The 13,223-nt window shown below is 30.9% G+C and carries 14 protein-coding genes and 2 tRNA genes; 8 read left to right on the top strand and 8 right to left on the bottom strand.

Annotated features, from left to right (window positions below):
- The first annotated feature begins 78 nt into the window (after positions 1-78).
- The 4 genes from pyk (at position 79) to fabF (ending at position 4,678) form a co-directional block, all read left to right on the top strand.
- Positions 79-1,512 (top strand): pyruvate kinase, encoded by a 1,434-nt coding sequence (gene pyk / locus Q0H31_RS00895; RefSeq protein WP_295295073.1) that lies wholly within the window; start codon positions 79-81, stop codon positions 1,510-1,512.
- Between the two features lie 780 nt (positions 1,513-2,292).
- Positions 2,293-3,042 carry a 3-oxoacyl-[acyl-carrier-protein] reductase gene (gene fabG / locus Q0H31_RS00890; RefSeq protein ID WP_295295071.1) on the top strand — a complete coding sequence of 250 codons (750 nt, stop codon included), beginning with the start codon at positions 2,293-2,295 and terminating at the stop codon, positions 3,040-3,042.
- A 72-nt stretch (positions 3,043-3,114) separates the two neighbouring features.
- Positions 3,115-3,351, top strand: a complete 237-nt coding sequence (acpP, locus tag Q0H31_RS00885; protein WP_013243488.1) for an acyl carrier protein — start codon at positions 3,115-3,117, stop codon at positions 3,349-3,351.
- 73 nt (positions 3,352-3,424) lie between these two features.
- A complete protein-coding gene (gene fabF, locus Q0H31_RS00880) occupies positions 3,425-4,678 on the top strand; it encodes a beta-ketoacyl-ACP synthase II (RefSeq protein ID WP_295295068.1) in 1,254 nt (417 codons plus the stop codon).
- Between the two features lie 480 nt (positions 4,679-5,158).
- On the opposite strand, the gene Q0H31_RS00875 is transcribed toward fabF, so the two are convergent.
- The 7 genes from Q0H31_RS00875 to Q0H31_RS00845 all read right to left on the bottom strand — a co-directional run bounded on the left by Q0H31_RS00875 (position 5,159) and on the right by Q0H31_RS00845 (position 8,583).
- The gene (locus Q0H31_RS00875) at positions 5,159-5,641 is read right to left on the bottom strand and encodes a peptidylprolyl isomerase (RefSeq protein ID WP_295295066.1); all 483 of its coding nucleotides are present in this window, start codon (positions 5,639-5,641) and stop codon (positions 5,159-5,161) included.
- Between the two features lie 17 nt (positions 5,642-5,658).
- Positions 5,659-6,225, bottom strand: coding sequence for a peptidylprolyl isomerase (locus tag Q0H31_RS00870; protein WP_295295063.1), 567 nt, complete (start codon positions 6,223-6,225; stop codon positions 5,659-5,661).
- A 26-nt stretch (positions 6,226-6,251) separates the two neighbouring features.
- A complete protein-coding gene (locus tag Q0H31_RS00865; RefSeq protein ID WP_295295061.1) occupies positions 6,252-7,394 on the bottom strand; it encodes a TmpB protein in 1,143 nt (380 codons plus the stop codon).
- Between the two features lie 20 nt (positions 7,395-7,414).
- Positions 7,415-8,002: a hypothetical protein gene (locus Q0H31_RS00860; RefSeq protein WP_295295059.1), complete on the bottom strand. Its 588-nt coding sequence runs from the start codon at positions 8,000-8,002 to the stop codon at positions 7,415-7,417.
- 158 nt (positions 8,003-8,160) lie between these two features.
- On the bottom strand, positions 8,161-8,370 hold the full coding sequence (rpsU, locus tag Q0H31_RS00855) for a 30S ribosomal protein S21 (RefSeq protein ID WP_013243482.1): 210 nt from the start codon (positions 8,368-8,370) through the stop codon (positions 8,161-8,163).
- 30 nt (positions 8,371-8,400) lie between these two features.
- Positions 8,401-8,474: transfer RNA gene (locus tag Q0H31_RS00850), tRNA-Met, on the bottom strand.
- A 36-nt stretch (positions 8,475-8,510) separates the two neighbouring features.
- A tRNA-Met gene (locus tag Q0H31_RS00845) sits at positions 8,511-8,583 on the bottom strand.
- Positions 8,584-8,781: 198 nt separating this feature from the next.
- Between Q0H31_RS00845 and frr the strand changes: the two genes are divergently transcribed.
- Genes frr through Q0H31_RS00830 form a run of 3 tightly spaced genes read left to right on the top strand, consistent with a single transcriptional unit; the run spans position 8,782 to position 10,970 of the window.
- Positions 8,782-9,330 carry a ribosome recycling factor gene (gene frr / locus Q0H31_RS00840; RefSeq protein ID WP_295295057.1) on the top strand — a complete coding sequence of 183 codons (549 nt, stop codon included), beginning with the start codon at positions 8,782-8,784 and terminating at the stop codon, positions 9,328-9,330.
- Between the two features lie 2 nt (positions 9,331-9,332).
- On the top strand, positions 9,333-10,058 hold the full coding sequence (locus Q0H31_RS00835; protein ID WP_295295055.1) for an isoprenyl transferase: 726 nt from the start codon (positions 9,333-9,335) through the stop codon (positions 10,056-10,058).
- Positions 10,059-10,061: 3 nt separating this feature from the next.
- The gene (locus Q0H31_RS00830; RefSeq protein ID WP_295295053.1) at positions 10,062-10,970 is read left to right on the top strand and encodes a phosphatidate cytidylyltransferase; all 909 of its coding nucleotides are present in this window, start codon (positions 10,062-10,064) and stop codon (positions 10,968-10,970) included.
- Here the strand turns inward: Q0H31_RS00830 and Q0H31_RS00825 are convergent.
- On the bottom strand, positions 10,967-11,425 hold the full coding sequence (locus Q0H31_RS00825; RefSeq protein ID WP_295295051.1) for a hypothetical protein: 459 nt from the start codon (positions 11,423-11,425) through the stop codon (positions 10,967-10,969). The genes Q0H31_RS00830 and Q0H31_RS00825 overlap by 4 nt on opposite strands.
- A gap of 159 nt (positions 11,426-11,584) precedes the next feature.
- Between Q0H31_RS00825 and Q0H31_RS00820 the strand changes: the two genes are divergently transcribed.
- Complete coding sequence (locus Q0H31_RS00820) at positions 11,585-12,985, top strand: lytic transglycosylase domain-containing protein (RefSeq protein ID WP_295295049.1); 1,401 nt, start codon at positions 11,585-11,587, stop codon at positions 12,983-12,985.
- Positions 12,986-13,223: the final 238 nt, after the last annotated feature.

The raw sequence follows: 13,223 nt of genomic DNA, 5'->3' as shown, positions 1-13,223 counted from the left end.
ATATTAATTTTTAATATAAAAAGTTGTAAAAATATTTCTATGTTTTATAATATTTTCTATAAGAGGTGGTAAAATATTATGAGGAAAACAAAAATAATAGCAACTTTAGGACCTAGATGGTCTAACGAAGAAATGGTAAAAAAGATAATAGAGAATGGTGCAAATGTATGCAGGCTTAATTTTTCATTTGGAAGCTATGATGAGCATTTGGAGAGAATAAAAATAATAAGAAAAGTCTCTGAAGAGTTGGGTAAGCCTGTATCAATATTAGCAGATTTACAGGGACCTAAGATAAGAATAGGTAAGCTAAAAGAGAATATTACAGTAAAAGAGGGAGATATTGTAAAATTAAGCGGACATAAAGAGACTAATGATGAAAGCATAATACCAACTACGCATGAAAACATTGCTCATGATGTAAAGAACGGTTCTTTGCTTTTGATAGCTGACGGCACTATACAGCTTATAGTGGAATCTAGTGATGAGGCTTCAAAACTTGTTGTATGTAAGGTTATAACTGGAGGTACTATATTAAGCAGTAAGGGTATTAATTTGCCTGGTGCTCATGTAACAACAGAAGTTTTAACAGAAAAAGATGTTAGTGATGCTTTATTTGCTGCTAAAAACGGTGCTAATTATTTGGGTATGAGTTTTGTAAGAAGAGCAGAAGATGTTATAAGACTTAGAAAGATATTAGATGATAATAATTTTCAGCATGTTGGAATAGTATCAAAAATAGAAAATACAGAATCATTAGAAAATTTGGAAAGTATAATAAAAGTGTCTGACGGTGTAATGGTGGCAAGAGGAGACTTGGGAGTGGAGATACCATTTGGAGAGGTTCCTGTTTGGCAGAAGAAGATATTAAAAATGGCAAACGATATGGGCAAAATTACAATAATAGCTACCCAAATGCTTGAGAGTATGACAAAAAGCCCTGTTCCTTCAAGGGCAGAGGCTAGCGATGTTGCTAATGCTGTATTAGACGGTACTGATGTTGTAATGATGTCTGCTGAAACTGCTTCGGGAGATTATCCTATAGAAGCTGTAAAAGCTATGGTTTCTATAGTAGAGGCTGCTGAGAGGTCTGTTAATAAAACTTCTCATGATAATATGACTTATTTAGACAGCGGCGTTAATGATGCTTTAGCTGACAGTGCTTCTTATTTGTCATATAGTTTAGATAATAAGGCAATAATAGCTCTTTCAAGGTCTGGAAGAACTGTTAGGAATTTATCTAAAAAAAGACCAAAAACTCCTATAGTATTTATGTCTGCTGATAATAATCTTTGTAACGGTCTTGCTATATGTCATAATGTTTATACTATGCATATGCCTGAAGATTTGAACTTTAGTGCTGGTATTAGCCATGGAGGAGAGATTAATATACTCGAAGATACTTTGGTAGAGCATAAATTAGCAGAACATGGAGATAGAATTATTGTAGTGAGCGGAAGTAAATGGCAGGGCAGGTGGCAGGAAAATAGTGTTCGTATAGTAGTAATGCACTGAATTTAAGTTCTTAATTTACCTTTAGCAAAAATACAAATAGGTTATTTTTGTATATATAAATATATAAAATAATGCCATATGTTTTTGGCTATATTTTATAAAAATTGCAGTTCTTTTGGTTCTTTTATACCAATACCGAAGGCACTTCCTACGGTTGTACCGAGTAGGTGCCTATTGGCAAAAGAACTGGGGTGCGGGGCAAAGCCCTGCAAATAATTAATAAATTTCTTGTTCTTTTTCCCGCAGCTCGCACCCATACCTAAAGGTACTTCCTACGGTCGCCCTGAAGGACTCCCTTCGGTCGCAGGCACTCCTTTCAGTCGCGGTGCGGACTTCGTCAAAAGAACCAAAAAGTGCAAGTGCTATAGCTTTATATTTTGAAATATATAAAATAATATCTATATTTTGTTATACATAAAAAGCTATAATCTATTAAATGCAGTTCTTCGCGAAGCGTATCCGAAGGATATATAAGGTTCTTTTATACCAATACCGAAGGCTCTTCCTACGGTTGTACCGAGTAGGTGCCTATTGGCAAAAGAACTAGGTAGTTCGTACCCTAAGGGCACGCTTCGCAGGGGACTAGTTCCCGAAAACAATAAAATATAAGAGGAAAATTTTAATAAACTTAAAACAAATTAGTATATAGTTAGTTCTTATCATTTTTCGACCTTTTAAACAAAAAAGTCGGTAATTTTAAAGTTGCAAAATAGACTTGACAAATTTAGCATATTTTGTTTTAATTAGTGTAAGCGTATTTAAATAATTGTAAGGATAATTATGGATTTAAATCTTAAAAATAAAACAGCTTTAGTAACAGGCGGAAGCAGAGGAATAGGAAAAAAGATAGCAGAGGCTTTAGCTAATGAAGGAGCTAATGTTGTTGTTACAGCTACAAACATTAATAAGGCTCAAGAAGTTGCTGATGAATTAAAATCAAAATATAATGTGGAATCACTTGCTTTGGTTCATGATGTAAAGTCTAGCGACTCTTGTAAAGATGTTGTTGCGAAGACAATAGAAAAATTTGGTTCTATAGATGTATTAGTTAATAATGCTGGTATTACTAAAGATATGTTAGTTATACAGATGGACGACAGTGCTTGGAATGATGTTATAGATACTAATTTATCTGGAGCTTTTTACACTTCAAGAGAGGCTGCTAAAAGCATGTTAAGAGCAAGAAAGGGTAAGATAATCAATATATCAAGTGTTATAGGTAAGATGGGCAATGCTGGTCAGGTAAATTATGCTGCAGCTAAGGCTGGCATTATAGGTATTACTAAATCTATGGCTAAAGAGTTTGCCCCTCGCGGAATATGTGTTAATGCTATAGCACCGGGTTTTATTCAAACAGATATGACAGATGTACTTGCTGAAGATGCTGTAAAAAAGATAATGGATATTACACCTTTAAAAAAATTAGGTACTGCAGAAGATGTTGCTAATATAGTTGTATTTCTTGCTTCAGATTTGAGCAATTATATAACAGGAGAAGTTATAGCTGTTGACGGCGGCATGTCTATGTAATAGTTAATAAAGTTGCTTTGCACTTTATAATAAATTAAAAATAATAATAAATTAATAAAAAGGAGATTCAACATGGCATTAATCGATGAAATTAAAGATGTTGTTGCTAATCAATTAAACATTTCAGACAAAAGCAAAATCACTGATACAGCTTCTTTCGTAGATGATTTGAACGCTGATTCACTTGATTTAGTAGAACTTATTATGGAATTAGAAAAACGTTATGATATCAAAATTCCTCAAGAAGAACAAGAAAAAATTAAAAATGTAGCTGATGCTGCTAAATATATTGAAGAGCATAAGAAATAATTTTCTTAATAATATTAATTATTCCCGTAATTTTTTGCGGGAATTTTTATATTTATAACATATAGGAGTTATTATGAGCGAACGTAGAGTTGTTATTACGGGTCTTGGAATTGTAAGTTGTCTTGGAAATGATGTTAAAACTTTCTGGGACAATCTTCTTAATGGTGTTTCTGGAATCAAGCCTCTTAGCAAATATTTTGATCCAGAAAAAGAGCAATTAGCTACAAGAATAGGCGGAGAAGTAGCTACTTTAGAGGGTGATTATTATTCTGATAAGAAGATGCTAAGAAGACTTGACCCTTTTATAACTTATGGTGTATATGCTGCTTATCATGCTTTGAAACAGGCTGGTATAGAGCCTAAGACAGGTTTTGATCCTTTGAGAGCAGGCTGTGTACTTGGAAGCGGTATAGGCGGTATCACTACTCTTTTAAATAATCATAATGTAATACTTGCTGACGGACCAAGCAGAGTTTCACCTTTCTTTGTTCCTATGCAAATTATTAATATGACACCTGGTTTAATAGCTATGGAATATGGCATGAATGGTCCTAACTATAGTACAGTTACTGCTTGTGCTTCTTCAAACCATTCTATAGGTTTAGGATACAAGCATATTAAAGACAATGAAGCTGATATTATGATAGTTGGCGGTTCTGAAGCTACTATCAATCCTCTTACTATAGCTGGATTTAATAATGCGAGGGCTTTATCTACTAGAAATGATGAGCCTACTAAAGCTTCTAGACCTTTTGATAAGGGCAGAGATGGCTTTGTTATAGCTGAGGGTGCCGGTATACTTGTACTTGAAGAGTATGAGCATGCTAAGAAAAGAAATGCTAATATACTTGCTGAAATTTCTGGATATGGTTTTACTTGTGATGCTAATCATATTACAGCACCTTTAGAAGATGGTGCTATGGGGGCAAGAGCTATGTCTTTGGCTATAGAGTCTGCTAAAATTTCTCCAGACAAGATTGACTATGTTAATACTCATGGTACTTCTACTCCTGTTGGAGATATTGCTGAGATTAAGGCTGTTAAAAAGGCTTTAGGCGAAGACCATGCTAAAAAGATTAAGGTTAATTCTACTAAATCTATGACAGGTCATGCTTTGGGTGCTGCCGGCGGAATAGAGGCTATTGCTACTGTAATGAGTATAATAGATTCTAAAGTTCACCCTACTATTAACGTTGAAGATAAAGACCCTGAATGTGATTTAGATGTTGTTGCTAATACTGCTCAAGACTACAAAATAGAATATGCTATAAGCAATTCTTTTGGTTTTGGCGGACATAATGCTTCTATAGTATTTAAAAGAGTATAATAAATAGTTGATATAATAATTTAAAAGTCATATTTAGTTTTTAATACTATGTATGACTTTTTTATTTGCATGTATATTTAAATAATATCTTAAACAACTATATTTTGTTATATAAATTTTTATTTTCTTCAACTTTTTCCTGCCTTCGCTTTGCGGACTTCGTCAAAGTTTTTACCCTACGGGTACGCTTCGCGAAAGTGCAAATATTTAAGTTCTTAATCTATCATTAAAAAAGTGCAATATATTATTTTTATATATACAAATACAATAAAATGATGCTATATGTTTTTAGATATATTTCATAGAAATGCAGTTCTTTTGGTTCTTTTATACCAATAAAAGAACTGGGGGTACTGGGGCTAGCCCCCGCAATAATTAAAATTAAAAAAATAAATTTTGAAAAACTTTAAAAATTTTCTAATAAAAAAAGCGATAGGGCTTATTATCACTCTATCGCTTTAATATTGTAGTCTTTATTAATTATACTTCTTTGATATATACTTTGTTCATAGTTGAGTTTACAATAGGGTTGTCATTGTGGTCTCTTTGTAAAGCAACTATCTTATCTGCAACGTCCATACCATCAACAACATTTCCCCAAACAGTGTATTGTCCGTCTAAGAAAGGACAGTCTGCTACACAGATAAAAAATTGTGAGCCTGCACTGTCTGGATGCTGACTTCTTGCCATAGAGCATATTCCTCTTTTATGTGATACATCATTAAACTCAGCAGGTATTACAAAATTGGGACCTCCTGTGCCATGTAAAGCTCTATTAGGTTGTTTGCTTAATGGGTCGCCGCCTTGTATCATAAAGTTAGGTATTACTCTGTGAAATCTAATTCCATCATAAAAGCCTTCATTTGCTAATTTTTTAATAGCTTCCACATGTTTAGGAGCTTTGTCCGGATAGAATTCTATTTCTATAGTGCCGTAATCTGTTTCTATAAATAAATGTTCCATTATTTTTCCTTTTATTATTATTTTACATATACTTTATTCATTTTTGCAGGTGTAAGAGGGTTGTCGTTTGCATCTCTTTTAAGATTAACTATCTTGTCTACAGCATCCATTCCCTTAATAACCTCACCCCAAACAGTATATTGTCCATCTAAAAAAGGACTATCTGCTACACAAATAAAAAATTGTGAACCAGCACTATTAATATTCTGACTTCTTGCCATAGAGCATATTCCTCTTTTGTGTGATACATCATTAAACTCAGCAGGTATTACAAAATTGGGACCTCCTGTGCCATGTAAAGCTCTATTAGGTTGTTTGCTTAATGGGTCGCCGCCTTGTATCATAAAACCCGGTATTACTCTATGAAAAAGTGTGCCGTCATAAAAGCCCTCATTTGCTAATTTTTTAATAGCTTCTACATGTTTAGGAGCTTTTTCAGGGTAAAATGCTATTTCTATAGTACCATAATCTGTTTCTATAAACAAATGCTCTTTAGATGTTTGCGGCTTTTGTGCTAATAATACTGCTGTAAATGCTATCACTGCTAATAATGATAGTAAAATAACTTTTGTTTTTTTCAACATTAAACTTTATTTCCTCTCTTAATAATTTATTTTATATCTTTTATATTACCATACTGCTTATTAGAGTCATAAGTACCGTCTCTTGTTTCTCCTTTAAGACTAGGTATTAATAATATTTGTCCGCCTATTATAATGTTAGGGTCTTTTATTTTATCTTTGTTAGCTTCATATATCTTTCTCCACAAGTTGCCATCACCGTATATAAAGTCATAAGAAGCTATTCTCCATAATGAATCAGTACCAACTTTTCTATATTGAACTTTATAATATTTAGGGAATAATATTCCTGATGTTTCTACTATAGTTATCTCTTCATTATTATAATCAGTGCCATTATACATAGCATTAACCATCTCTATAACAAGTTTTGAATTAAATAATGAATTAGAAAAATCTTCATTATCTAATGACTGTTTAGCAAACATTAATGTAGTTGATGCTTGATTATAATTAGTCATTTTTGTTTCATTGTATCCGTCTTCTTTAGCTTTATTTAAAGATTCTTGTGCTTTTGCATAAGCTATAGGAGCTTCAAGCATATCTAATATATTTAATGCCTGAGATGCATTAGATGAAGCATCATTATAATTATTTTCTTTAGAATATGCTACAGCTTTATCTCTTAAATCTAATATATTATTATCATTGCTGTCGGCATTAGTTATAGCACCTTCATTAATGAGATAATCTCTTCTTAAACCTATTGATACTAAATCATAACCTAATTTAGATTTTAAAGAAGAATCAGTATATTTTGTTATAGAGTTGCTGTAATCTGTATCATTGGTAGCAGCATTAAATATAGTGTTTCCAGCTTCATAATCCATTACAGAGTTCTCATAAAGGCTAATAGAAGATTCGTTAGTATCGCCTCCAACACCTTTAAGTAAAGCTAAGTTTCTTTCAGCATATCTTTGAGCATTCAAAACTAAGCCGTATACTCCAAATTTAGCTATAACCTTGTCTGAATATTCTTTACTTTGTTTAGAAAACTCAATACTTTGATTATAATCACCGGCATTATGAGCCTCTATGGCTAATTCTCTATATCTTTGTGCTAATTGATAATCTTCACTGTCTTTTATATTTTCATTAGTTATGCTGCTATTAGTGTTTTGTCCATATATTAAATAACAAGCTGCGAAAAGAATTAATAATGCTTTTTTCATAATAAAAACTCCATATAATATTAATTGTTAGTAGATTGCTCTAAAACATCTATTTGTTTAATTTTATCATCAGCCTCTTGAATTCCTTTAAGGCTGTTATCAAATTGTTCTTTTGTATTAAAGAAAGCTTTACTATGATAATCTCTTGTTTTAAGGAAAGAATCAACAGCAAGTTCATAATTATTAGTGCTTAAAGCAGATAAAGCATTAATATAATTTAATTCAGCGAGTTCATAATTTTCTTTATCAACTATATATGCTTTAATATCTTTAGAATATACTCTATTTCTTGAAGTTTCAGTTTTTAATTCTTCAGCATATACAGGCAAACCTTCATTTAAAACAACTAAATAAGCATTTGAAGCAGTAGTGAGCAATTCTTTTACAGTATCTGGTTCTTTATTTTCATCTATAAGTATAGTTGCTTCTGCAAAGCTTGCTTCAGCTATATCGAATTGTTCTTTAGAATAGTTTTGAAGCTCATATTTAATTGTTTTATCTCTTAAAGTTGAAGCATCTTTATACTCTTTAAGCGGCATAGATGCTCCGCAAGATACTATAACAGATAAAATAGAAGTAAGTATTGTTATGTGTTTGATTGCTTTCATAATATTATACTCCGAAAAACTACAATATTTTATTGTTCTAATATAATATTACAGAAGATAAAAGTCAATAGTTTATTCTAAATAATATAATTTTGCAATAAAAAAAGCACTGATAATAAAAAACTATCAATGCTTTAATATTTATTAGATTAGATAAGTTATAGTAAACCTAATCTGCGTTCTTTTTTGATTTTTCTTTTCATTCTTTTAAGAGCTTTTTCTCTTTGAAGTTTTTTCTCAAGAGAAGGTTTTTTGTAGAATTGTTTTTCTTTTAATTCTTGCAAGATGCCTTCGTTTTCGCAAGCTCTTCTAAATCTTTTAATAACGCTTTCAACTGGTTCACCTTCATTAGCGAAAATACGTACCAATTAACTCACCTGCCTTTTGATTAAAGTTATTAGCGGCGAAGGGACTTGAACCCCTGACACTGCGGATATGAGCCGCATGCTCTAACCACCTGAGCCACGCCGCCAAATAAAAAAGTTTATAAGCCTTTATTATTGGCTATTAGCGGGGGCAGGACTTGAACCTACGGCCTTTGGGTTATGAGCCCAACGAGCTACCAACTGCTCCACCCCGCGATGTCGAATATTGATATGCATATTATACTATTTATTAAAAAAGTCAAGTATTTTTTTATAGTGAAATTGAGTTAAAATATTTTAATGCTGATATTAAAACACTGATTATATATAAAAAATTACTTACATAATAATAACTTGACAATACTTATATCTTAAATTATAATTAATTCAAATAATTTTAAGAGGTTTTAATCTATGTCAAAAGAATCCTATAAAGATAGAATGGAAAAGGCTATTAATAGTTTACAAAATGATTTAAAAGGTATTAGAACAGGAAGAGCAAATGCTTCTATATTAGACGGTGTAAAAGTGGAAGCTTACGGCAGCAGTATGCCGCTTAAACAAGTAGGTAACGTTTCTACTCCTGATGCAAAAACTATAATGATACAGCCTTTTGATAAAGCATTGGTAGGAGACATAGAAAAGGCTATATTAAAAGCTGATTTGGGTTTTAATCCTTTTAATGACGGCGGCAATATTAGAATTATGGTGCCTGAACTTACTAAAGAAAGAAGAGAAGAATTAAAGAAAGGTGTAAGACATAGAGGCGAAGAGGCTAAAATCGCTATACGTAATATAAGAAGAGATGAGAATGATATTATAAAAAAAGAATTAAAAGAGAAAGCTATTACTGAAGATGAGTCTAAAAATCTTGAGAAAAAAATACAAAATGATACTGATAGTTATATCAAAAAAGTTGATGAATTAATTACTTCAAAGGAAAAAGAATTAGATAAAATATAATTATGATGACAGAAAAGGATAATAAAGTTCCTTCACATGTTGCTATAATTATGGACGGTAACGGCAGATGGGCTAAAGCCCGCAACAAATCCAGAAGTTTTGGACATAGGGCTGGAAGCGAAAATGTTATTAATATAGTTGAAGCATGTTGTGAACTTAATATTAAATATTTAACACTATATGCTTTTTCTACAGAGAATTGGAAAAGACCTGAAGAAGAAAAAAAAGCATTATTTAAACTTCTAAAAGAATTCTATAAAAAAGAAATTAAAAGACTTGTTTCAAATAATATTTTGGTAAAACATATAGGTGATATTTCCAAGTTTCCAAAAGACACTATAAAAACTATAGAGGAAACAGAAAAAGAAACTCTTGAGAAATGTAAAAATCCAATGCTTACAGTGGTATTAGCATTAAATTATGGTTTTAGAGATGAACTTAAAACTGCTGTAAAAAATATGTATTTTGATGTATTAACAAATAAAATTAATATAGAAGATATTGATGAGAATTCTATAGGAAATTATTTATATACAAAAGACATACCAGACCCAGATTTTTTAATAAGAACTTCCGGAGAGCATAGATTAAGTAACTTTTTAATGTATCAGGCATCATACACTGAATTATATTTTACTGATATACTGTGGCCGGATTTTTCTAAAGAGAATTTTAAAGAAGCTATAGAAGAATATTCAAACAGAAACAGAAGGTATGGAGGCTTATAAAATATGAAGGGAAGGCTTATATCTGTAGCATTAACTTTACCGTTATTTACTATTATTTTGCTTTACAATAGAGTTATTTTTCTCTTTCATGCTTTAATATTAGCTATCTCTATAATAAGCACATTAGAAATATTTAATATGGCAAAAGTTTATAGGCAGAAGAATTTTAGAACTGTTGTTACTACTATAGCTGCAATGGTTTTAGGCTATATTATTACTATATGCGGAAATAATATACTTCATGGTGATTTTTCCCGTCTTTATAAGTTTACTCAGATAAATAATATTTCTATGAATCTATCGCTTGTTATGGTATTTGCTTTAATAGCTGCTCTTTTTATCATAAATATGTTTAAGGTTAATGTATCTACTTTTGAAGAGAGGGGCAGGGCAATACTTACTGCTGTATTTTGTTTTATATATGTTGGGCTTGGGGTATGGCATATATCTTTAATGCGTTTTATGCCTAGCGGAAAATATTATATTGTTTTTATATTACTATGTGCTTGGCTTAGCGATACAGGTGGATATGTGGTTGGAAGGAAATTTGGAAAACATAAACTTTCAAATAGTGCCTCTCCAAACAAAAGTTATGAAGGTTTAGTGGGTATGTTTTTGTTCACAATACCTATTTCTATACTTTATTATTATTTATATTCAAATGGCTATTTAAGTTTGGTGCTTGGTAAGGATATACCTACATTTTCTCTATCACAGATAATATGGCTTACTATAATATTTACATTAACAGGTTTTCTTGGGGATATGGGAGAGAGCCTAATTAAAAGAATGTATGACACAAAAGATTCAAGCAAGATGTTCCCAGGTCATGGTGGGGTATTTGATATATTTGACAGCGTGATATTAACTGCACCTATATCTTATTACATCATAATAATATTATTAAATTAATTATTGTTTTTTGCTTTATCTTCGCTGGTTGCTATATCATAAAAATATAAACCTAATATTGTCTGTAAAGGAAACATTATTATAGCTTCAAAAAATAAACTAACTCTTCTTATAGTATAAATAATATCTTTTTTCAAAATAAACACATTTAATATATATAGTATCTTTATAATAGCAAAACATAACATTATTAATATAATAACAAAGAATGAAATACTATTTGGTGCAGGAAGTAAACTTATATATTTTGGTGTTTCATTATTATTAGCATTATATATAAATAAAAATATTCCAAAAATATATATAAAAGCAAATATAGCATCTAATATTACAGTTATAATAGTTGCTTTTTTAAAGGATATTTCTGGATACAACACTTTTCCGCAAGATTTACATTGTTTGGCATATTTATCATTAACAGTTTTACAGTATTTACATTTTACAATTTTAGCCATAGTTTTATTTTATCTCCATACCTGTGTAAGTTATAGGCTATATAATATTTTTAATTGTAAAAATTGTCAACTATTACGATTGCTTTAGTATAAAGTTTAAAAGATAATTACATACTTGCAAATATTAAAAAAAAATGTTAAATATATTCATTAATAATCATGAAAATAAAAGTCTTAAAAAGAAAAAGCATATTAGCTATATTTTTGATAGTTTTAATTTTTTTTGTTAACTCCTGCGATACTTTTGATTTATATTTACGAAAGGGTTTAGACGGCGTTAATCTTTATGAGCTTACGGTTTATGGTGAAGCACTTGGAAGCGATATTAAAGTAGTAGAGCTTAGGGGATTTAATGTTGATGATTTTCGTACAGAGAGAGTTTCTTACTATTTAGACAAGTATCAGGGAAGCTGGCGTCCTCATATGCAAAAGATTATTGACAGGGCACAGATATATTTGCCTTACATAAAACAAGTATTTGCTGAAAAAGGAGTTCCTGAAGATTTAGCTTATTTACCTATAATAGAGAGCAGTTTTTATCCTCAGGCTGTTTCGCATGCCGGTGCTGCAGGGCTTTGGCAGTTTATGCCTATGACTGGTGCTATATATAATTTAAAAGTTAATTATTGGTCTGATGACAGGTTTGACCCAGAACGTTCTACAAAGGCGGCTGCTGAGCATTTGATGAGGCTTGATGAAAATTTTAAATCTTGGGTTATTGCGTTAATAGCATATAATGCAGGAGGGGGAAGAATATCTAGGGCTATTAAGCAAGTTAAAAGCAATAATTTTTATGATTTGCTTAAGGCTAAAGTGCTTCCTAAAGAAACTGAAGAGTATATACCTAAATATGTAGCCTCTGTTATTATAGCGAAAAACCCAGAGAAGTTTGGATTTAAGATTAACAAGCCAAAAGTAGTTTTTCCAGAGGGTGATTTGGTTTATGTTGATGATGCAGCTGATTTATCTATAATAGCAGATATGATAGATGCTGAAACAGAAGATTTAAAGGCACTTAATCCGCATTTGTCAAGAGGTGTAACTCCTCCTGGTATGGTGCGTTATCCTTTAAGAATACCTGAAGGAAAAGAGCAATTATTTTATGATACTTTCGGTAAGATTCCCGCTTCAGAGAGAGTGACATTTAGAAGACATGAAGTAAAAATGAATGAAACACTTTCGCATTTATCTAGATTTTATAATGTGCCTATGCAGGCTATTGTTGAGATAAACAAATTAAAATCAAGAAATTTAAATATAGGTCAACAGGTAATGATTCCTATTCAGGGACTAGACAATGCTAAGCAGGTGGATTTGGCTCAATATGAGGAAGAGCAAGAGAGAATAAGAGAAGGTAAGTTTGTATATTTTGAATCTTTGCCTCCTCCTGATTATGAATATAAAGACATAATGTATCATATAAGAGCAGGAGATACTCTTTGGATTATAGCAAGGAAGTTTAAAGTTGATGTTGCTGAGATTAAGGCTTGGAATAAACTTGACAGCAATGTGCTTTCTATAGGCTCGGAAATCTTTTTAAGAATACCTGTAAATAAATAATTATTATATTAAGTTAGTATTCTGTAATAATATTTTTAGTTTTTATAATATATCTTTAACTTTTTAGTATATATCAAATTAATATATAAATAATATGTAATTTTTAAATAAATAAAAAAACAATTAAACAATAATTAAAAAATAGCTATTTATCTTATTATATATTAATAATAAATTGTATCTTCTCTTGACTATGGCTATATTTTTTGTATAATTAATCGTATAAAAATATATTAAT

This window comes from uncultured Brachyspira sp., assembly GCF_934747485.1.
Lineage (GTDB): Bacteria > Spirochaetota > Brachyspiria > Brachyspirales > Brachyspiraceae > Brachyspira.
Note: the sequence above shows the minus strand (reverse complement) of the source record. Positions and strands in the feature narration are given on the sequence as shown.

What these genes read in the sequence shown, in the direction of transcription:
- Q0H31_RS00875 (WP_295295066.1), bottom strand. Translation starts at nt 5,641, where the DNA reads ATGGAACATTTATTTATAGAAACAGATTACGGCACTATAGAAATAGAA.
- Q0H31_RS00825 (WP_295295051.1), bottom strand. Translation starts at nt 11,425, where the DNA reads ATGGCTAAAATTGTAAAATGTAAATACTGTAAAACTGTTAATGATAAA.
- Q0H31_RS00860 (WP_295295059.1), bottom strand. Translation starts at nt 8,002, where the DNA reads ATGAAAGCAATCAAACACATAACAATACTTACTTCTATTTTATCTGTT.
- fabF (WP_295295068.1), top strand. Translation starts at nt 3,425, where the DNA reads ATGAGCGAACGTAGAGTTGTTATTACGGGTCTTGGAATTGTAAGTTGT.
- pyk (WP_295295073.1), top strand. Translation starts at nt 79, where the DNA reads ATGAGGAAAACAAAAATAATAGCAACTTTAGGACCTAGATGGTCTAAC.
- acpP (WP_013243488.1), top strand. Translation starts at nt 3,115, where the DNA reads ATGGCATTAATCGATGAAATTAAAGATGTTGTTGCTAATCAATTAAAC.
- frr (WP_295295057.1), top strand. Translation starts at nt 8,782, where the DNA reads ATGTCAAAAGAATCCTATAAAGATAGAATGGAAAAGGCTATTAATAGT.
- fabG (WP_295295071.1), top strand. Translation starts at nt 2,293, where the DNA reads ATGGATTTAAATCTTAAAAATAAAACAGCTTTAGTAACAGGCGGAAGC.
- Q0H31_RS00870 (WP_295295063.1), bottom strand. Translation starts at nt 6,225, where the DNA reads ATGTTGAAAAAAACAAAAGTTATTTTACTATCATTATTAGCAGTGATA.
- Q0H31_RS00820 (WP_295295049.1), top strand. Translation starts at nt 11,585, where the DNA reads ATGAAAATAAAAGTCTTAAAAAGAAAAAGCATATTAGCTATATTTTTG.
- Q0H31_RS00865 (WP_295295061.1), bottom strand. Translation starts at nt 7,394, where the DNA reads ATGAAAAAAGCATTATTAATTCTTTTCGCAGCTTGTTATTTAATATAT.
- Q0H31_RS00835 (WP_295295055.1), top strand. Translation starts at nt 9,333, where the DNA reads ATGATGACAGAAAAGGATAATAAAGTTCCTTCACATGTTGCTATAATT.
- Q0H31_RS00830 (WP_295295053.1), top strand. Translation starts at nt 10,062, where the DNA reads ATGAAGGGAAGGCTTATATCTGTAGCATTAACTTTACCGTTATTTACT.